The organism is Vibrio sp. 10N.222.55.C6, from assembly GCF_041473395.1.
Taxonomy (GTDB): Bacteria; Pseudomonadota; Gammaproteobacteria; order Enterobacterales; family Vibrionaceae; genus Vibrio; species Vibrio crassostreae_C.
Window position 1 is genome coordinate 266,548 of sequence record NZ_JBFRSD010000005.1, and the last position, 20,347, is coordinate 286,894.

Annotated in this window: 19 protein-coding genes; 7 read left to right on the forward strand and 12 right to left on the reverse strand. The window is 46.0% G+C overall.

Features of this window, described 5'->3' with window-relative positions:
• The first annotated feature begins 283 nt into the window (after positions 1-283).
• The 3 genes from AB4486_RS06960 to AB4486_RS06970 all read left to right on the forward strand — a co-directional run bounded on the left by AB4486_RS06960 (position 284) and on the right by AB4486_RS06970 (position 2,853).
• Positions 284-529: a hypothetical protein gene (locus AB4486_RS06960; RefSeq protein ID WP_017072318.1), complete on the forward strand. Its 246-nt coding sequence runs from the start codon at positions 284-286 to the stop codon at positions 527-529.
• A gap of 288 nt (positions 530-817) precedes the next feature.
• A complete protein-coding gene (locus AB4486_RS06965) occupies positions 818-2,191 on the forward strand; it encodes an ATP-binding protein (protein WP_372116897.1) in 1,374 nt (457 codons plus the stop codon).
• Positions 2,188-2,853 (forward strand): response regulator, encoded by a 666-nt coding sequence (locus AB4486_RS06970; RefSeq protein ID WP_136974564.1) that lies wholly within the window; start codon positions 2,188-2,190, stop codon positions 2,851-2,853. The genes AB4486_RS06965 and AB4486_RS06970 overlap by 4 nt, the downstream gene beginning before the upstream one ends.
• A 75-nt stretch (positions 2,854-2,928) precedes the next feature.
• On the opposite strand, the gene AB4486_RS06975 is transcribed toward AB4486_RS06970, so the two are convergent.
• From AB4486_RS06975 to AB4486_RS07000, 6 genes are all read right to left on the reverse strand, one after another.
• Positions 2,929-3,588 (reverse strand): HAD family hydrolase, encoded by a 660-nt coding sequence (locus AB4486_RS06975; RefSeq protein WP_372098832.1) that lies wholly within the window; start codon positions 3,586-3,588, stop codon positions 2,929-2,931.
• A gap of 1 nt (position 3,589) precedes the next feature.
• Positions 3,590-4,609, reverse strand: a complete 1,020-nt coding sequence (locus AB4486_RS06980) for an ABC transporter ATP-binding protein (RefSeq protein ID WP_102393377.1) — start codon at positions 4,607-4,609, stop codon at positions 3,590-3,592.
• A complete protein-coding gene (locus AB4486_RS06985; protein ID WP_004732591.1) occupies positions 4,609-5,394 on the reverse strand; it encodes an ABC transporter permease in 786 nt (261 codons plus the stop codon). Before AB4486_RS06985 ends, AB4486_RS06980 begins: the two co-directional genes overlap by 1 nt.
• The gene (locus AB4486_RS06990) at positions 5,394-6,287 is read right to left on the reverse strand and encodes an ABC transporter permease (protein ID WP_372116816.1); all 894 of its coding nucleotides are present in this window, start codon (positions 6,285-6,287) and stop codon (positions 5,394-5,396) included. Before AB4486_RS06990 ends, AB4486_RS06985 begins: the two co-directional genes overlap by 1 nt.
• On the reverse strand, positions 6,284-7,204 hold the full coding sequence (locus AB4486_RS06995) for an alkaline phosphatase family protein (protein ID WP_372116818.1): 921 nt from the start codon (positions 7,202-7,204) through the stop codon (positions 6,284-6,286). The genes AB4486_RS06990 and AB4486_RS06995 overlap by 4 nt, the downstream gene beginning before the upstream one ends.
• A gap of 61 nt (positions 7,205-7,265) precedes the next feature.
• Positions 7,266-8,369, reverse strand: a complete 1,104-nt coding sequence (locus AB4486_RS07000; protein WP_371690469.1) for an ABC transporter substrate-binding protein — start codon at positions 8,367-8,369, stop codon at positions 7,266-7,268.
• A gap of 211 nt (positions 8,370-8,580) precedes the next feature.
• Here AB4486_RS07000 and AB4486_RS07005 point away from each other — a divergent pair, with 211 nt between their 5' ends.
• Positions 8,581-9,309 carry a UTRA domain-containing protein gene (locus tag AB4486_RS07005; protein WP_102428102.1) on the forward strand — a complete coding sequence of 243 codons (729 nt, stop codon included), beginning with the start codon at positions 8,581-8,583 and terminating at the stop codon, positions 9,307-9,309.
• A gap of 103 nt (positions 9,310-9,412) precedes the next feature.
• Here AB4486_RS07005 and AB4486_RS07010 read toward each other — a convergent pair whose 3' ends face one another.
• The 4 genes from AB4486_RS07010 to AB4486_RS07025 all read right to left on the reverse strand — a co-directional run bounded on the left by AB4486_RS07010 (position 9,413) and on the right by AB4486_RS07025 (position 12,680).
• Complete coding sequence (locus AB4486_RS07010) at positions 9,413-10,267, reverse strand: amino acid ABC transporter ATP-binding protein (RefSeq protein ID WP_017065130.1); 855 nt, start codon at positions 10,265-10,267, stop codon at positions 9,413-9,415.
• A complete protein-coding gene (locus tag AB4486_RS07015) occupies positions 10,260-10,925 on the reverse strand; it encodes an amino acid ABC transporter permease (protein ID WP_017071256.1) in 666 nt (221 codons plus the stop codon). The genes AB4486_RS07010 and AB4486_RS07015 overlap by 8 nt, the downstream gene beginning before the upstream one ends.
• A gap of 115 nt (positions 10,926-11,040) precedes the next feature.
• Complete coding sequence (locus AB4486_RS07020; RefSeq protein WP_017066356.1) at positions 11,041-11,682, reverse strand: amino acid ABC transporter permease; 642 nt, start codon at positions 11,680-11,682, stop codon at positions 11,041-11,043.
• A 131-nt stretch (positions 11,683-11,813) separates the two neighbouring features.
• Positions 11,814-12,680 carry a transporter substrate-binding domain-containing protein gene (locus AB4486_RS07025; protein WP_065584482.1) on the reverse strand — a complete coding sequence of 289 codons (867 nt, stop codon included), beginning with the start codon at positions 12,678-12,680 and terminating at the stop codon, positions 11,814-11,816.
• Between the two features lie 239 nt (positions 12,681-12,919).
• Between AB4486_RS07025 and AB4486_RS07030 the strand changes: the two genes are divergently transcribed.
• On the forward strand, positions 12,920-14,434 hold the full coding sequence (locus tag AB4486_RS07030; RefSeq protein WP_017066354.1) for a PLP-dependent aminotransferase family protein: 1,515 nt from the start codon (positions 12,920-12,922) through the stop codon (positions 14,432-14,434).
• Positions 14,435-14,601: 167 nt separating this feature from the next.
• Here AB4486_RS07030 and AB4486_RS07035 read toward each other — a convergent pair whose 3' ends face one another.
• Entirely contained in the window at positions 14,602-15,918 is a 1,317-nt protein-coding gene (locus AB4486_RS07035; protein WP_372116899.1) for an aspartate aminotransferase family protein, read from the reverse strand.
• Positions 15,919-16,280: 362 nt separating this feature from the next.
• On the opposite strand from AB4486_RS07035, the gene AB4486_RS07040 reads away from it, so the two are divergent.
• Both AB4486_RS07040 and AB4486_RS07045 read left to right on the forward strand, forming a co-directional pair.
• Complete coding sequence (locus tag AB4486_RS07040) at positions 16,281-16,976, forward strand: sulfite exporter TauE/SafE family protein (protein ID WP_372116900.1); 696 nt, start codon at positions 16,281-16,283, stop codon at positions 16,974-16,976.
• Positions 16,977-16,988: 12 nt separating this feature from the next.
• Entirely contained in the window at positions 16,989-17,741 is a 753-nt protein-coding gene (locus AB4486_RS07045; RefSeq protein ID WP_017061222.1) for an SDR family NAD(P)-dependent oxidoreductase, read from the forward strand.
• A gap of 151 nt (positions 17,742-17,892) precedes the next feature.
• Here AB4486_RS07045 and AB4486_RS07050 read toward each other — a convergent pair whose 3' ends face one another.
• Entirely contained in the window at positions 17,893-20,325 is a 2,433-nt protein-coding gene (locus tag AB4486_RS07050) for a response regulator (protein WP_372116821.1), read from the reverse strand.
• Positions 20,326-20,347 lie beyond the last annotated feature (22 nt).

The window sequence follows — 20,347 nt, forward strand, 5'->3', positions numbered from 1 at the left end:
TAATCCATTTCAATACCAACGATAGCTTTCTGCCTTTATTGCTAAAGGCATTAAATTCATGAGTTCAATAGTGGACTAGGATAAAAATAGAAAATGTGGAAACTATGTAGAAACAATGGAGGTTTAAACAACCTGACTTGATGGGCTAATGATCTGATGCTCTTATAAAGTTAAGCGCTAACTTTCATCTCCTAGATTTATCCATTTTCTCTGCTAATTTGATCGCTAACCTATTTGCGTCAAAGAATTACACTTATATTTGGTTACGAAGAGGAATTAAATGATGAACAAAATCACGACAGCATTACTTTTACTGACATCGACATTCGCGCTTCAAGCGTGTGCTGAAAGCCGTGAAGGCCCAAGAGAAATGCCAAGCTTTGAAGAAATGGATGCAAACGGTGATGGCGAATTACAATTAGAAGAGCTCAGAGGTCCACTCGCCGATGACTTTGATAAACTAGACGCAGATGGAAGCGGTGGTCTATCGGAAGAGGAAGTTCCGCCACCACCACCAAGACGTCAATAATGGTTAGAGGGTTATCCTAAAATAGTGATAATTCAATGCGAGCTGATGGGATATAGCACCCTGTCAGCTCGCTATTCGTTTCTAACAAAAGAGTGCTTATACATGGCCTAAGATGAATAAAGAAATCAATGTCCATATTTCCCACACGATCGAGGGCTAATATTGGTTTATCTCATTTTATTGTCTTAACTCACTCTATCGTCTTAATTCACTTTAATTTCTGGAGAGAACGTGCGCATATCAATTTTCACCAAACTGTTTGTTTCAATACTAATGGTGTGCGTGACCATGCTCTTTGTACTGACCTATTTTATTAACTCCAGTTTTCAAAGAGGGCTCCAAGATTTCACAAATAATAATGAGATTGCCCTAGCTCAAGAACTCGCCAATAACTTAAAGCAATATTACTCACCTTCCGAAAAGTGGAGGCGGCTAGAGCGTGAACCACATTTAATCGCCAGTAGCATTAGCGGCCCCTCACGACGACCACATCCTCGTGACAGACACCCATCGCCACCACCATTAAGAGAGCCGGAAGCGCCAGGCCTTCAACCTATTTGGCAACGACTCAACATTTTAGATCAAGACGGGCGAGCCATAATTGGACCGCCTGAAAACCTACATCACCTTGAAGATGGTCAGCATCAAGCGCTAGTCGAAATAACACTGGATGATCAAGTTATTGGGTATATCTCCATCGTCCAGATGGATGAAATATCAGGGCCTTTAGCAGAAAGCTTTTTCAAACAACAAACGACGCATGTAAGCACTATCGCATCGATTACCGTGTTGCTTTCATTCCTTATCTCTTTGTTTCTTGTTAGGCGATTTTTGAAACCATTGCGTGCTTTGTCGAAAGGTGCCAAATCTATCGAAAATGGCGATCTCGATTTCTACATTAAAAAAAGCGGCAATGATGAATTGTCTGATCTCATCGGAATATTCAACGGTGTTGTCGAGACACTAAGAAAACAGAAAACACTTAGAGAACAGTGGTTATCAGATATTTCACATGAACTTAGAACGCCTATCACCGTGCTTAGAAGTGAACTAGAGGCGCTACAAGACGGTATTCGATCACCTGAACCAAAATACATCGACTCGTTACATCAACAAATCATCACGTTGGGTCAACTCGTTGAGGATCTTCACCAACTCTCCCTGTATGACATCGGATTTAACCTCAATGTTAAAAACAACGTTGATATACATAAACTGATTGATTCTGTGATCGTTCAAAACTCGATCCGTTTAGAACAAAAAAACATCACATTAACAAAGCACTATGACCATTCGGCGCCACTGTTTACCTCGTGTGATGAGAGATTACTGACACAACTGTTTGTGAATCTGTTGGAAAATAGCGCACGATACACTAGCGATAATGGGCATGTATCGATAGATGTTACCGACATTAGTGATAGTATTATTATCAACGTTGAAGACAGTGATCCAGGTGTACCTGATGCATCACTTCCACGTTTATTTGAGAGGCTTTACCGCGTTGATAAATCGCGCAGTCGCTCAAGTGGCGGTTCTGGACTTGGCTTATCTATCTGTAAAAATATCGTTGAAGCGCACCAAGGACACATTACTGCCGACCACTCAGAATTGGGTGGACTACGAATCATCATAGCGTTACCAAAGGAAATAAAATCGTGATTTTAGTCGTCGAAGATGAGCCTGCATTAGCAAGTGTACTGTGTGAGTACTTAGAGCACTCTGGCCTTGAAAGTCATCATATTATCGATGGTAACCTTGTCATTGACTGGGTAAAGCAAGCATCGCCTAAACTCATTATTCTCGACCTCATGCTACCCAATCGAGACGGGTTGGATATTTATCGAGAGCTGAGAACGTTCAGTGACATCCCAGTGGTTATGGCGACAGCCAAGGTCGAAGAGATTGATCGACTCGTTGGGCTTGAACTGGGTGCAGATGATTATATATGTAAGCCGTACAGCCCGAGAGAAGTGGTTGTGAGGGTGAAAAATATTTTGCGCCGTTCCAACAAGCCCCAAGCCACGTCACCAACGAACGCCATTGATATTGATGAATTGAGTATGACCGCTGTCCTATGTGGTATTAAGCTAAGTTTAACGCCAGCTGAGTTTCGGCTTTTGCACCTTCTCTATCAAAATGTTGGCCGCATTTATAGTCGCGATCAATTGATTGATAAAATCTACGACGATAGAAGAGTGGTCAGTGATCGCACTATCGATAGCCATATCAAAAACTTACGCAAAAAAATGGTCTCGATAAATGAAAAATGTGACTACATCAAATCCATTTACGGGATAGGTTACAAACTAGAAATAGAATAATACGAATCAAAAAGCCGCTTTCATCAGCGGCTTTTTTCGTTCTAAAGCGAACATAATTCAAAGATGGGATCAGCGTTAATCCCAGTTGAGGATCGACCAGTTCGGTTGATCGGCTAACGCTTTCAAACGCGGGCATGGATTCACCAGGTAAGCAAAATCAGCGTGTTCACACAAAGGTAAGTCGTTGATTGAATCCGTATAAAAGTGGATATCTGAATAGTTGGTTTCTTGATTGTCTAACCACTCTTTTAAACGCGTCACTTTGCCTTCACGATAGCTTGGTACGCCTGATATTTGAGAAGTAAAACGGCCTTGGTTTTCAATCAAATCAATACCGAGTGCATTCTCGATACCAATCTTACGGCCGACCGCTTCTACTAAGAAAGTGACGCTGGCTGAGATGATCAACATGTCGATATCGTCACGCTCTAACTGCTCAATCAAAGGTTTAGACTGCTTGAACTGTTTAGGCAAAATATGCTGTTCAACACACTCTTCCACCAATGCGGTGACTTGCTCTGTTGGCATATCGGCTAACGGCTGCATGGAAAATGTTAAGTAATCTTCCATGTTCAGTTTGCCTTCCGAATACAGGCCCATTAAGCGCTTATCTTCTTCAATAAAGTTGGGCGCAGTGGCAATGCCCTTTTCAACCAAGAACTCATTCCAGAGCATCGCTGCATCGGCATTGATCAGCGTTTCATCCATATCAAATACATACAAAGGTTTGAACATCTTAGGCTCTCACAGGTTGAATTTCGTTAAGGTTAAACAGGAGTTCAAGTTGGCTGCCGTTTGCCAACAGTCGTTCAGAGGAGCGGTTGAGTAGGTCGACCGTTAATTCACACTCATCAACGTCCACTTGGTAGCGAATCACGTTACCCAAAAGCTGGTGGTTACGAATGGTGCCCGTTTTCGGCGCGGAGATATGCTCGCCATATTGTCGACCTTGCTCTTTCACGTAGATAGATTCAGGGCGAATCGCCACCTTCCACTCGGTTTCAATGTTGAACAGCTGCTTGGCTTTGTTAGCTTGCACCAGATTGTAGTGCCCCATGAACCCCGCCACGAATTCATTGGCAGGTTGAGTGTAGATCTCTTCGGGTGTGCCTGCTTGTACGATCTCACCTTTATTCATCAAGAAGATGCGGTCAGACATGATCATCGCCTCTTCTTGATCGTGGGTCACGAAGATCGTGGTCAAGTTCATCTCTTTTTGAATATCTCGGATCTGTTGGCGTAGGTGCTTTCGGATCTTCGCATCCAACGCCGAAAGCGGCTCATCAAGTAGCAGAATACGCGGCTTGACCACCAAAGCTCTTGCCAAGGCAACACGCTGGCGTTGACCGCCCGATAGCTGATGCGGGTAAAACTTCTCTTTGCCCGTTAAGTCCACCAGCCCAATCACTTTCGCGACTTCGTGCTTAATCTCGTCAGCAGCAAGCTTTTTCATCTTGAGGCCAAACGCAATGTTGCCTTCAACCGTCATGTTCGGGAACAGGGCATAAGATTGAAACACCATGCCGATGCCACGCTGTTGTGGCACTTGGTGAGTAATCTCTTCGCCGTTGACCCAGATCTCGCCACCATCGACAGGATTCAGGCCAGCCAAGCTGCGCAGCAGAGTCGATTTACCACAGCCACTTGGGCCAAGCAGAGTAATGAATTCACCCTTCTCGATGGAAAATTGAATGTCTTCAAACACTGTATTGTCACCAAAGCTCTTAGTGAGGTTTTTCGCATTTACATAGCTCATTATTTTGTTCCCTGGCTGAAACGACTTGCCAACCAAGTCAGTAAGAAAATAAACAGGAAGTACGTCATCACAAGGGCTGACGTGAAGTGACCACTGGTTTGACGCATGTTGTATAGGTAGATTTGCAGTGTCTCGTAGCGTGTTCCTACCAAGATGTTGGCGAACACGAACTCGCCTAATAGGAACGAGAACGACAAGAACAGTGACGCCATTAAGCCTTTCTTAAGGTTTGGCAGAATAATCAATAAGAACGCCTTGGTGGTACTTGCGCCAAGCAGATGTGCCGCGTCCATCAAGTCATGCAAGTTGATTGCTTCAAAGCTGTTGGCAATCGCACGATACATGAATGGCAGCGCGATGGTGAAGTAAGTACCAATCAAGATCCACGGTGTGCCTATCAGTGAGATTTCGCTGTCTGCATACAGCTGAAGCAAGCCGACTGACGACACTACTGGCGGCACCGCGAACGGCAATAAGATCAGGATGTTCATCACCTTGTCGAGCTTCGGGAAATAGTAAAACACCACGAAAATCGCAGGCAAGACCAATACCACACTCAATGACAGTGCCGCCACACAGATAAACAGTGAACGACCAAAGGCTTGCAAGAAGCGAGGATCCGTCAGCAGGTTGATATACCAATCTAACGTGAAGCCATCCGGCAGGATCGTTGCGCCCCAACGAGAAGAGATCGAGTAAATAAAGGTCGCTAAGATCGGGATCATCATGATGCCGACAATCGAATAGACAACCGTTTTATGAAAACGAGTATTGACGGTGTTCATTACTTTCTCTTCCCTGCGTAGCTTTTGCTGATCAGCCATTGGTTAATCACGGTGATGAAGGCCAGCATCGCCATCAGAATCACTGAAATTGCCGCAGCTAGGTTTGGTTCTAAGAACAAGTCGCCCGATACCAAGCTCGCGATACGAATCGTAATCACGTTGTAGTTGCCCGAGGTCAACGCATACACACTTGCGTAGGCGCCAATCGCGTTAGCAATCAAGATGATAAAGGTGCCGAACAAAGCCGGAGATAACACAGGCAGCGCGATTTTGGTCCAGTATTGCCAAGTTTTCGCGCCAAGCAGTGCCGAAGCGGCTTGCCAGTCGTCACTCAGAGCATCAAACGCTGGATACAGCAACAACACCGCCAATGGGATCTGGAAGTAGATGTAAATCGCCAGCAAGCCCCACTTGCCGTAAAGGTCGAAATCACCCAGCAATCCATACTGCTTGAGCAATAAGGTAATCGCACCATTGGTGCCCAAGATGATGATGAATGCGAACGACAGAGGCACACCAGAGAAGTTGCTGCTCATATTGGTAAACGCGATCACCGCATCGCGGATTTTAGAATCAACGCGGCGCAGTGAAGAAACGAGCAGAGTCGCAATCGCTAAGCCAACAATGCTCGACCAAATCGACAACCATAAACTGTTGCCAAAAGCCTGCATCATAAAGGCAGAATCGAACACTTCAGCGTAGTTTTCGATAGAGAGTTCGTCGTCATAGAAGAAGCTGTTGATCAGCACCCAAACCATAGGTGCCAGTTGGAACAGATAGAAAAACAATGCGAAAGGCGCAAGCCACAAAGCGGGCTTGAAGCGTTGAAACAAAGATTTGGTTTTGGGTTTAAGCGCAGAGCCATCGCTCTGCGTGATTACAGAACTGCTCATAGGGCCAACAATTCCTGAGTGTAAGATTTATCGTGATCTAAGTTGAGTAGCTGACACACGCTGCCGCAGATGTCGGTCTGTTTCACTGCACAAGCTTGGTGTGTAAACTTATCGCCAATCACAAAGAAAGGCACTTCACGCTCTTCAGGCAGAATGCCACCATGAGACAGGTCATTGTTCATGCCATGGTCACTGGTGATGATCACTTGATAACCATCATCTACCCATTTCTCAAGGTAGTTCGATAGGTAGATATCCGCGCCACGAGCACTATTACGGTACTGGCGAGAATCCAGCCCGTGCTTATGTCCCATGTCGTCAATGTTCATTGGGTGAATCAATAAGAAATCAGGCTGATGAGTGACGCGCAGGTGCTCAGCATCCAAGAACAAGGCTTCATCTGGGTAGTGGTCCCAGTGGTAGAAACAACCGTGTTGGATGTTCATGGTTTCATCGTTGGTGAAACGGTCACGTACTGCATCAAATGGCGCTCGGTTATATAACTCGCTCACCCAATGATATGCCGCTGCAGCCGTCACTTTGTTCTGCGACTTCGCCAAGCTAAATACCGACTCGTGATTCGATAAACGCACGATTTGATTGTTGACGATGCCACTCTCGACAGGGCGAACCCCAGTTAAAATGCACTCATACAGTGGACGGGACATAGATGGCAGCTCACACTGCACAGGGTAAAGCGTGGCGCGCAGCTTGTTTTTTTGCGTGCTCTGCGAAGTGCTCTGTTTATTCTGCAAATCGCCTTGGTTATTGTACGAATCGCCCTGTTTTGTCTGCAAATCGCCCTGTTTCTCATACATATCACTTTGCTCTAGAAGACCGTTCAGGTAGCCCATGCAATCACGGGCTACCTGATAGTTCAGTCCATCTAGAACAACAAGGATAACCTTATTGCTCATGGTCTATTCTCTATTGCTTGTTTCTAAAAGCCACCTACTGAAGGTGGCGTGTTAAGCGGGGTTATTGCTGGTGAATCAATACGCTTTCTTGCCATTGACGTGGCAGGCGACGTGCTGATTTTTCCCATGCTGAGAAGTCAGTCACTGGGTGAACATTGCTGTATTGCTCGTTTGAGATCAGCTTGTCTTGAACTGATTGAGGTAGCGTAATGTTGCTACGGATTGGACGTGCGTAACCTTCTGCTAGGTTGATTTGGCCTTGGTCGCTGAAGATGTATTCACGAGCCAACTTCGCCGCGTTCGGGTTTTGTGCGTATTTATTAATGATGGTGGTGTAACCAGAAATCACTGAGCCATCTTGTGGAATGCTGACGGTAAAGCGCTCACGGTCGATCTTGTCGCGGTAGTTCAGTGCGTTGAAGTCCCACATGATTGCCACTTCCACTTCGCCTTTTTCAAGATTCGCGATGCTTGGGTCGGTGTAAGACAGACGGCCTTGCTTCGCTAATTCACCAAAGAATTTAATCGCTGGTTTTAGGTTCGACTCGTCACCGCCATTAGCAAATGCAGCCGCTAAAATCGCGTTGTTTGCTTGCGCTGCTACGCCTACGTCACCGACTGTGACTTTGTAGTCACCTTCTAGTAAGTCACTCCAAGTTTTCGGCGCATCTTCAACAAGGTTGTTGTTGGAAATGAAAGAGATGGTGCCAGTGTAAGCCAGAGCCCAGTGACCATCTTTGTCTTTTGCCCAGTCTGGAATGTCATTCCAAGTGGTTGGTTTGTATGGCTGAGTGACGTTTTTCTTCACTGCCACACGTGCAAATGCGAAACCCACATCACCAATATCAGCGGTTGCGTTTTTCTTCTCTGCTTCAAATTTCGAGATCTCCTGAGCCGAGCTCATATCGGTATCCTGATGCTTCAAACCGTAGTTTGCTTTCAGGTCAGTCCATGTGCCTTTCCAGTTTGCCCAACTGTCTGGCATACCCACACTGTAAACTGCACCCTCTTTTTGAGCGGCTTCAATCAGTGACTCAAGATCAGCATCCTTCGCCATCGCTGGCATTGAAAGTGTTGCCGTTATTAGCGTTGCGCCGATTAATTTTGCAGGTGAACCGATTAATTTAGCTGGCGATACAGTTGAACGGCTAAGCAAAGTTTTCATTGTCTCTATCCTTCTGGACTAGGTCAGTAAGTTCGTTTTGTATGCTATAGCCGGAATGTGACGGTTTGCCGTAAGTTATTTGACAGTTCGAGTGCATTTACGTGGCAGTTATATTTCACTCATATGACAATAAGCCATTGTTTACTGTCACATTCCTGTTAACTCCATGGTTTACCTTATTAAGCACACGAACTTATGGACTAGATCAGTAATGAGAACATTGGGCACCGGGCAATCAGGGACACAGTTAGGAAGAATTAAGGCGAGTATTCGAGAGCAGCTTCAATCAGGTATCTTCATTGAAGGGCAAAAACTGCCATCAGAAAGAAACCTTAGCGAACTGTTTTCCACCACACGAATCACGCTCAAAGATGCGTTGGTGTCTCTGGAAACCGAAGGTTTGATATACCGAGAAGAGCGCCGTGGCTGGTATGTGTCACCCGAACGTGTTCGCTATAACCCATTATCACGTTCTCACTTTCATCAAATGATTCGTGAACAACACCGCATAGCAGAAACCAGACTGCTCAGCACCCGTACAGAGATGGCGACAGGCGATTACGCCAAAGCATTAGAGATAGAGCAGATAACGCCAATACACGTGATTGAGCGCTTGCGTTTTATTGATGGTAGAGCAGTGCTGTTTGTTGAAAATGTACTGAAAGCGCCCTTATTTGATGGTGTCTTGTCGGAAAACCTCACCATGTCACTAACAGGCATCTACCGAGAAAAATACGGCTACGAGACCCAACGCTCGCGTTTTGATGTAATTCCCACTTCAGCCCCAGCCTATGTCGCTAAGGCGCTAAATTTGGCTGAGGGTCAACCGGTGCTGAAGATCTGCCGTGTGAACTACAAGCAAGATGGCGAGTTGATGGATTGCGAACTGGAATACTGGCGACCAGACTCAGTAGTGATCCACATTGATAGCATTGGCTAGTACCACATCCTCTTAATGCGGTAGCAACACAAATACAAAAACTCCGACTGATTCAGTCGGAGTTTTTTAACAATCAAACATTAAGGTGCGCGAATCATCTAGCTCATGAATCAAGCTTGAGGAACTTCCTTACCCTTGTTGAATCTGGGTTAGTGAAGAACTTCTCAGGGTTAGATTTCTCAATCAAGATGCCCTTCTCAAGGAATACCACCTGATCCGACACCTGACGCGCGAATTCCATCTCATGAGTCACCACCACCATGGTGTAACCCTCTTGCGATAGCTTCTTCATTACCAGTAACACCTCTTCGACCAATTCAGGGTCGAGCGCGGAGGTTGGCTCATCAAACAGCAATACATCCGGTTCCATCGCGAGAGCTCTGGCAATCGCGACACGTTGCTTTTGCCCACCCGATAACATGCTTGGGTAACTCTCTAGTTTGTGTGACATCCCAACCTTGTCGAGTTGCTTACGAGCCATCTCCTCGGCGTCTGATTTCGCTATCTTCTTAACATGAACCAGCGCTTCCATGACGTTTTGCAACACGGTGAGATGCGGCCATAAGTTGAAGCTTTGGAAAACCATTCCAAGACGCTCTCGAAGTTTCGCCAACTCTTTGTATTTGAGTGGCTTACCCGTTTCAGAGTTGATACCAATACGCTCATCACCCATAAAAATCGTGCCGCGCTCTGGCTGCTCTAACCAGTTCATGCAACGCAGTAGCGTCGATTTCCCCGAACCTGACGAGCCGAGAATACTCACCACATCGCCTTTGTTGATGTTGAGGTTGATGTCTCGCAGTACTTCGATGCCATCAAACTGTTTCGACAGGTTTTCAACCTTGATGATCGTCTCTCGTTCTTCCAATAGTGGCTCGCACTCAATCACTTCCAAATTCACGCCCAAAGAAGGGTTAATCGGTGCTTCCGTTTCAATAATCTCTGATTGTTTAAGCATGGCTAAGTCCTCTAAGTTCAACTTTGGTTTGGATTCGTTTGGTGATGCTTTCAAGTGCAATACTCACAACCCAGTAGAGCGCGATAGCAATGATGAACGCATTCAATGGGATGAAGTAGGTCGATTGAATGCTGTTGGCGGCCGCGGTAATTTCTGCGACGGTGATGATGCTAAGAAACGCAGTGTCTTTTAAGCAGATGATGAGTTGGTTAGTGATCAGAGGAACCGACTTACACAACACGTTGGGTGTGATGACTCGTGTGAAGGTTTTGAGTTTAGAAAAGCCATAAGCGTGCGCCGCTTCGATGTAACCAGGCTCTAACCCCTTACGAACACCTCGGAAAATCTCACAGAAATACGTACCATGATAGAGGCTGAGTGCGATGATTCCCGCAGTCACTGCATCTAGTCGAATGCCAACCTGAGGCAAACCGTAATAGAGCAGATAGGCTAAAATCAGAAACGGTAAGGTGCGCATCATGCCTATCAAACTGTTGATGGTGTACTTAACACCGAGTCTCGAGTTTTCGAGACAGTACAACAAACCAATGCCTATGACGAAACTCAAGATTGAAGACGAAACAAAAAGATAAAACGTGGTTACAAAACCAGAAGCAAACAGCTCTTTTTGTTGCCAGATAATATTCCATTCTTCCATATTTACTCCTTAAATTTACCCACTCAATGACGCTTCACAAGCAGGTAAATGGTGTAGCTGACCAAGTAGTGATGACGGCCAAACTGTTGCTGCTACTGTAAACAGATGTATGCACTTATTGCTGCAGATAAGTGGCTCGGTTTTCAGCCACAGCTTGCAACTTCACCAACACGCCAATAATCAACATGTAAATGGCACCGGCACATAGAATCGGCCCAAGTGGTTCATAGGTAACCGCAGAGATTCGATTGGTGACACGAGTTAGGTCGACGATGCCGATCACCGCAATCGCTGGGCTGCCTTTGATTAAGAACGACATCTCATTGACTAGCGCTGGTAGGCTCATGATCACCATTTGCGGGAACATGATGCGGCGAAAATAAGTGATACGTCTCATACCAATGGCTTCTGCCGCTTCCATTTGTCCTTTTGAAAAGTTAAGAAAGGCATTGCGCCAAATCTCTGCATTGAATGCCGATGTATTGAGTGTGAGAGCTAAAATAGCAGAAACGTGTTTATCTAAATTGATGCCAAATGACGGAAAAGAAAGGAAAATAAACAGAGCCAGTGTCACCAAAGGCGTTGCTCGTGCCCAGCTGACATAGATACCCAACATTTGATCCACAAACGGGATTTTCATCATTCTAACTAAGGCAATCATTAGGCCGATGACGACACCTAATACAATCGATACTGCCGATATCCATGCCGTTGCCCACGCGCCCTGTAGTAACTGTTCCCAAGCGTAATAATCCATAAACGACCTCTTTGATCAGCGACTTCTTTCTATAGATTGTGCGCCAAAGACTCATGGGTTAAACCGCTTTGAACCCATTGGCATGGACACAAACAGCCGCTAACTGTTTGTGTCGGCGCATGCTTATTCATCTATTGAACGGCTGTTAGCTTGTGATACTGCTCAACCGAAGTGATGGCTTCTGAAGGGAGTTGGTCGAACGATTCACCGAACCACTTCTTCTGCAACTCTGCCATTTTTCCTGTTTGCTCAAGGTGTAGGAAGAATTCCGTTAGGTAAGCCAAAAGCTCAGGATTATCTTTAGGAACTGGCCAGCTAACGAAACCTGGGCCAGAGACTGCTTCGCCTTTTTTGAATACCTTTGACTTCGACTTCACTACCTCGTTAACTGAAACCACACTGTTGATCACATAGTCTATTCGGCCGATTGCCAAGTCGGAATACGCTTCTGGGTAGGATTGATACTGCACCACTTTACCCAAAGATTTGCCTTGTGCTTCGAGCATCACTTCGAGCTCTGGAAGCCTTTCTAGCAAAGCACTGCCCGCTTGTAAGCCCACTGTTTTTCCATCTAAATCGGCTACCGTATTAATATCTTCCGCGTCAGCTCTGGTTAAGAAGTAATGCTGCGCTGAAGCGATAGGTGGAGTGAAATCAAAGGCCTTCAAGCGAGCATCGGTAATGATCGCGCCAGTTAACGCCACATCATATTGACCCGCAGATACCGAAGCGAGTAGTCCTGTCCAAGGTAAGATCTCTTGTTCGATATCGAACTTCGAATATTCACGTAACTCATCAAGCAAATCTTTGTTAATCCCCGCAGGCTTACCGCGGTCGATATAGTTGAATGGAGAGTAGTTGTCTTCTGTCGCCACTTTCATGAAGCCTTGCTTTTCGATGGCTGCAAGCTCCGATGCTTGTGCGACTCCAAAACAACCCAGTACAACTGTCGCTGCCGCTGTTGAAACCCATGCCTTCATCGTCATTCCCTGTTTCATACGCTTTCCTTATCGAGATTATTTGCCTGCCTTTACTTTATGAACGGAATGCATCGGAGACGTAGAGCCAATTTAATTTTCAGGTTGGGACAGAACGATTTTCTAGTTTGGGACAACGTAATTTTCGGGGTTGAGAGAGAGCAAAACACACTCTTAAAACATCAATATGAACTCTGGCGCATTTCTTGCTCTTTTATACAAATTGGACTGAGGTTCACTGAGAATAAGGACTGTATCTCATGGCGATAAATCACAATTGTTTCATCGAGTTTGATTCCAAAAGAAGCCTGCAAGAACAAGTACGTAGCTATTTGGTGACGGCGATATTGAATGGTATTTTTCCGGCTGAACAAGCGCTTCCGTCTTGTCGTAAGCTGTCTAGCCAATTGGGTGTTTCACGCAATACTGTCTCGTTGGTGTACGACAGTTTGCTCGACGATGGCTACCTCATCAGTAAGCCTCGCAGTGGTTATTACCTTTCAGAAAAGTATGAAAACCCGAGTGATACTATCGACGCGAGTTTGGATCATTTTGAATCAGCCGACAGCGACAATGCACCGGATTGGAGCAAACGCGTTAAGCTGCAATTGGGCCAATACCCACGCATCGTCAAACCCTCGCATTGGAGTTGTTACCAATACCCATTTATTTTTGGCCAACCCTCTATCAATGACTTCCCATTAGCTCAATGGCGAGAAGCGACAAGAAAGGTCACCTCAGACCCACATGATCACCGCTGGCTTTGCGACAAGGTCGATAAAGACGTCGACATGCTGGTCGAACAGATACGCACAAGGGTGCTCCCACAGCGCGGTATTCATGCCCAAAGTGATGAGATCCTCATAACCTTAGGTTCGCAGAATGCGCTGTATTTGATTTCGACTTTGCTCATGAACCATCAGAGTCGAGTCGGAGTCGAGAACCCCGGCTACAAAGAAGCGAATCACATCTTCAATCTCTCTGGCGCGCAGTTACACCCGCATCAAGTGGATGAACAAGGATTGAGATTCAATGAGCACTCTTCACTGTGTGATCACTTCTATGTCACGCCTAGCCATCAAGCTCCAACCGGCGTCACCATGAGTGATGAGCGTCGAACTCAGTTACTTGAAATGGCCAAAGCCAATGACGCGGTAATTATCGAAGATGACTATGACGCCGAGTGCAACGTGGAGTGGAATCCTAAACCCGCGCTAAAAGCCAATGACAAGGAAGGGAGAGTCATCTACGTCAGCAGCTTCTCTAAGCTACTGGCACCCGGCTTGAGGTTAGGCTACATCGTGGCACCTGAAGAGTTAATCTACGACCTTAGAATACTGCGTCGCTTGATGTACCGACATGCGCCAAGCCGTGTTCAGATGGAAGTAGCGCACTTTATTGAACAAGGCTACTACGACAGCTTTGTGAGGCGCTTTAGAGAAAACACTCGCCAGCGCTGGAAGCTGATCAACGATGCTGTCTTGAAGTACTTACCTGACTGCAAGCGACTGGCTCAAAGCGAGCAGGCCAACTCTCTGTGGCTACAAACGCCCAGCCACATCAATAGCCAGCGTTTAGCTTCACGAGCCGCCCAAAAGGGCATATTGATTGAGACAGGCTATTCACACTTTATGACGAATACCGAAACGGAATCGGGCTGTGAAGCATTGTCAGAATATGACCCCAATTCCTATTTTCGATTGGGCTTTCACGCCATCGACAAAGATCTGATCGCACCCGGTATCAAAGAGCTGTCAGAGGTGATGAAGATCTAGCATCACTTAAGAGCAGTTTGACCAGACTGATTTAGTGAAAGAACGTAAAAAGAGCATCAATCGATGCTCTTTTGTCGTTTCTGAAGGTTAGGTTTGGCACGTTGAAAAGAACGGGGAATTCTTTGTCAAAGTGCCTTGGTTGCTGTGCTGGCTATCTTATTGGAGACTTAAGAAGCGAGTTCAAACAACACTTCATCAATGATCTTAACGCCTTTCTTTATATCGCTTGGCTGAATAACCAAAGGTGGCGCAACGTGAATGCGGTTATTCACAATGAAGGTCAACAGGCCTCGCTTGGTCAATTGCGCTTTCAATTGCCCCATTTTTTCATTGCTTAAAGGTGTTTTACTTTCACGATCTTCCACCAGCTCAACCGCCCAGAACATCCCTTTACCGCGCACATCACCAATCATAGGGTGCAACTCTTGAAGGCTCAGTAGGAGCGGCCCTAGAACGCTGTTACCGACGTTATCAGCATGTGTGACAATGCCCTCTTGCTCCATCACATCGAGCGTTGCAACGATAGAAGCCATCGCCAAAGGGTGACCAGAGTACGTTAAGCCGCCCATAAAGAAGTTTGACTTAAAGTGCTCAACGATCGGTTCGCTGACCACCACGCCACCAGCCGGCACATAACCCGAGTTCACCCCTTTCGCGAAAGTAATCAGATCCGGCACTACATTGAAGTGTTCAAACGCAAACCACTTACCCGTGCGGCCAAAGCCGACCATGACTTCATCGAATATCAACTGAATGCCATGTTTGGTTGCCAGCTCACGCACGCCGATAAGGTAATCTTTGGGCGGAATGAGAAAACCAGCCGTTCCCGGAATCGTCTCTAGGATAATCGCCGCAATCGCCGTTGGTCCTTCGCATTCAATCACTCGCTCTAAATGCTGCAGGGCACGCTCACTCTCTTCTGCCTCAGTCGCCGCGTTGAATTCGCTTCGATAGAGAAATGGATTGAAGAAGTGAACGTGCCCACGGCTATACTCGTTTGGAATTCGACGAAAATCCCCCGTCGCAGCAATAGCAGTACCTGTATTGCCATGGTAAGAACGGTAAGCAGATAGCACCTTGTCGCGCCCTGTGAATTGTCGCGCCATACGAATTGCATTTTCGTTGGCATCTGCGCCTGCGTTGGTAAAGAACACCTTCTTAAACTTGCTTGGTGCTTTAGACAAAATACGTTTAGCGGCCAAACCACGAGTGAGGTTGGCGGTCGCAGGGGCAACGGTTACCAATGAGTCCGCTTGATCTTTAATCGCTTTGATCACTTGTGGATGCTGATGACCAATGTTGGTGTTAACCAGTTGGCTACTAAAATCAAGGTACTCTTTACCTTCGTAGTCCCACATTTTGCATCCTTGCCCACCCGCAATGGCGATAGGCTCCGCTGCTTCTTGAATCGACCAAGAATGAAATACGCTCTTGTCGAGGTCGATAATATCTTGGTTCACAAGCTGTTCTGTTGATACTTCCATTTCATCGTCTCCATTAACAACACTAGATTCACAGCCGCTCGTGCTTGGCTCGTCTTCGAGAATGAAAGACACAAAACACGACATTGAAAAGGCTGCGCTATCGGATGGAATAATCTTCATCCCAAACAGGGCGGAGGTCATAGTGTCAGTTTCAACAAAACATTGGGCCAGTACATCAGCCCAAGTCTCATCCCCGATCCAACAAACAGCCTGACCCAATCCAATCGTCGATCTGGCTCTATTCAAAACTCTTAGGTGTGAATAGATTGAAAGGCAGACGAGACAGGTCTCATCGAACGCTAATTAACGCAGCAGCAATATCAAAAGCAAAGAGGTGAGCAAGAGTGGAATTAGGATTAGCGATGACATTGATTCTGTTTGCAGGAGTAGTTCGAGGCTATTCAGGATTTGGGTTTGCGATTATCGTAGCGCTTTCCCTCAGCTTTATTGTTCCACCATTGCAAGCGGTAACCATCGCTATCTTGTTGGACTTTTTAAGTGCCTTTCCTCTGCTCAAGCGAAGTAAAACCACCATCAATATCCGGCTTATTGCGCCGCTGTGTATTGGCATGTTGGTTGCGGTGCCTTTCTCGCTGTATTTCATTAGCACGATATCGGAATCAGGCTTGAAGGCCTTTATCGCGATGATGTCTTTGGTCGCTGGCACGCTGATTATTTTGGACTTACGCCTCACTTGGTTGAACCAACGACACGCGTTTTGGGCGGGAGCCATTTCGGGGTTTAGCATGACCACCGCTTCTTCAGGAGGTCCGCCATTAGTGACGTATTTGATGAACCTGACCATTAAAACCAGTGAACAGAGAGCCACCGCGATTGTGTTTTTTCTGCTGAGTTCAGCGATTTCACTGATCGGCTTCATATGGATTGGCGCATTTAACCAAGAATCGTTCATCACAGGTTTATGGCTATTACCGGCAGCTTTGATTGGCAATGTACTGGGGCAAAAACTGTATCTATCAGTACCCAACTTGTCTGCAAAAACAACGACCGCGCCGATTTTGATCGGCATGGCACTACTTATGTTAATTTCAAATTAGAAGGATGTATTTATGGATAAGATAGCGTTCATTACAGGGGCAACCTCTGGTTTCGGCAAAGCGGCAGCAAAACGTTTCGCAGAAGATAACTGGTCGTTAGTGCTGTCTGGTCGTCGAATCGAAAGGCTACTCGACCTAAAGGAAGAATTAACGGTGCCTGTGCATGTAATTCAACTCGACGTTCGAGACGCAGACGCCGTAAAACAAGCCATTGATTCATTACCCGCTGAATTTTCATCGATTACCGCATTGGTCAATAATGCTGGGTTAGCTTTGGCACCAGAAGGCGCGCCTGATGTGGACTTGAAAGACTGGCACACTATGATCGATACCAATGTCACAGGCTTGGTTAATGTTACTCATGCGCTGTTGCCTACGTTAATTAAAAAAGGCGCAGGAAGCTCAATCATCAATGTTGGGTCAATCGCCGGACAGTGGCCTTACCCAGGAAGCCATGTGTATGGTGCCAGCAAAGCGTTCGTAAAGCAGTTCAGTTACAACCTACGTTGTGACTTACAAGGCACAGGGGTACGAGTGACTGACCTCTCCCCTGGTATTGCAGAAACGGAATTTACTCTTGTAAGAACTAAAGGTAACCAGACGGCTTCAGACAACCTTTACCAAGGCACTACACCGTTGTCAGCAGAGGATATTGCCGAGCAGATGTTTTATATCGCAACCTTGCCAGATCACATCAACATTAACCGAGTCGAAGTGATGCCGACACGTCAAGCATGGTCTGCGTTCGCAATCGATAGAGATTAAGTTCAAACCGACACATACAAAAAAGGTGGTCTTTTCAGGCCACCTTTATCATTTCTTTCACACGATACTTCAAATATAACCAACGGCATAAAAGACTATGTCTAATTCGCCTCATTACTCTTTTAATGAAAGTAAGATTAGAGATACTCAACTAAACAATTTGCTGCTCATGTTCTTTGTTTGATTCCGTCTCTTTCGACAAGAAACTCGCTACGATCTCTCTCAGTTTGCCTTGGTTAACCGGTTTAGGTAAAAACTCATCCATGCCTACATCGAAGCACAAATGCTTGTCTCGCTGCACGACGTTGGCCGTCAGCGCAATGATTGGAATATGCTTTGCAGCCCCTTCTTCGAGCGCTCGGATCTGCTTGGTCGCTTCGAAGCCATCGAGAACCGGCATCTGACAATCCATAAAAATCATCTCGTATTCGTTGGCTTTGAATTTCTCGACACCAATTTCACCGTTGTCGGCAATATCAACCTCAAAGCCAAGCTTCTTGAGCATCATCTTGGCGACTTGTTGGTTTACTCGCGAGTCTTCAACAACTAAAACTGTACCACTAAATTCTCCGGCAACTGCGACAGGTTTTGACTCTGCTTGAATTGGAGCTTGTTTATCGGCTGGTGTGGCGTTTACAGAGACAATGGGAGCATCTTTAACAACCGCTGCAGGTTTACTTAACGGCACAGGTTCATTGTCTTTAAACGCAACCTCTCCTCTGTTCGGATAGGTAAAGACTGAAGTATCAGCCGCTCTCGCGAGTACCTCACTGATGGTCCATTTAAGCTGATTATCTTGGTAAGGACGCGCAATGTAGGCAACAAAACCGACTTGTTTAGCACGAGCTTCATCTTGCTTTCTAGGGTCAGCAGAGATCATCACTAACTTGGGACACTCGCTACCAAAGCGTTCAACTAAGCTTCTCGCCAGTTGAAAGCCATCAACGGACGGCATTACTTTGTCTATCAGAACGAGATCATAAGGTGATGACTTAGCCACAGACTCTGAAACCAACTCTAACGCTTGGTTTGCCGTTTCACAGCACTCAGACTTAACGCCAAAGGATTGAAGCTGTGTAGACGTTATACGCATGTTCAGCTGGCTATCATCCACAAGCAGAACCGAAACCTTATTGAAATCGATATTGCTTTCATCGGCTTCTAAACACGGGTCAAAGTCAGCCGTAAAATAGAAGGTACTGCCTTTACCTTCAACACTGGTGAGTTCAAGCTTGCTGCCCATCAATGTCACTATCTTCTCGCATATTGTTAGACCAAGCCCTGTGCCTCCATAAATACGTGTGGTACTGCCGTCGGCTTGTTGAAACTTATCGAACACCGATTTCTGTTTGTCTTCTGCAATACCGATACCGCTGTCGACAACCTCGAACCTCACTCTGAGTTTTTGCTCAGGCTCAACCACCTCTTCCAAACGAAGCGAGAGCGTGACGTGGCCATGCTCGGTAAATTTAATCGCGTTACCTACTAAGTTATTTAGGACTTGTCTTAGTTGTGTACCGTCGCCAATCACCATGGTTGGGATCTTAGGGTCGATCGCTAATTGGAATCGAAGCCCTTTCTGTTCGGCTTTCACTCGAAAGGTTGATTCAACGTCGGCCGCAATGCCCATCATTTTCATCGGCTCTTGCTGAAGCTCTAGTCGCCCCGCTTCGATCTTCGAGTAATCGAGAATGTCGTTGATTAAGTCGAGCAACGTAAGCGAAGAGGTATTGAGCATGTTGATGTACTCTTTTTGCTCTTTCGGCATATCCATTTCAGAAAGCAAAGACGACAGCCCGATAATCCCATTCATTGGGGTACGGATTTCGTGACTCATATTGGCAAGGAATTCACTTTTATTGCGGTTGGCCACCTCAGCAATGTCTTTGGCTTTTTCCAGCTCTTGATATTGTTGACGAATACGTTCTACCGATCGGTTATAGCTACTCTCTAGAGTCGATATCTCATCTTTGTAAGTAGAGTGAGTTGGCGTTATAAAGCGCGGTTTGTTGTCTTCGACCTGTTGTTGGTTGATTTGGGAAGACATAGTCATCAAACGTTTTACGACAAGACGATAGACGATGGTTAAACATACGAGAGACAACAAGAAGATTTTAACGGCTTCGAAGGCGAGCAACAATAACACTCGTTCTTCAAAGTCATCTAGGATCATGCTCAAGTCTGATTGCACCGTGAGCGTCGCCAACGGGAAGTCTGTGCCGCCCATCTGGTGCACCATTTCCCAAGACTGAGAATAAGATTGGCCTTCGGTCTTTTGACCTAACTCTAGAATTTTTTCATCGGGACTTTCGATAAGAAGGTAACTGACCGAAGGGAGGCGAGAGATGCCTTCGGCTTGCACAAACAATTGCTCTCGATCTTCAACCCACAAACTTGCCGTTAAACCAGAAAGGTAGCCAGCCTTGACCTGCTCGATCTGAGAGCTGATAAAAGAAACTCGACTTTGGTACTCTACATACAACCCGAGACCTGTCACTATAACTGTGAATAAGGTACTGATCGCTATTATCATCCCGATCAACTGTCGGGAGAGTCCAACGTAGCGTTTTCCTTTTGTCACCATACACAAATTACCATTATTGTTA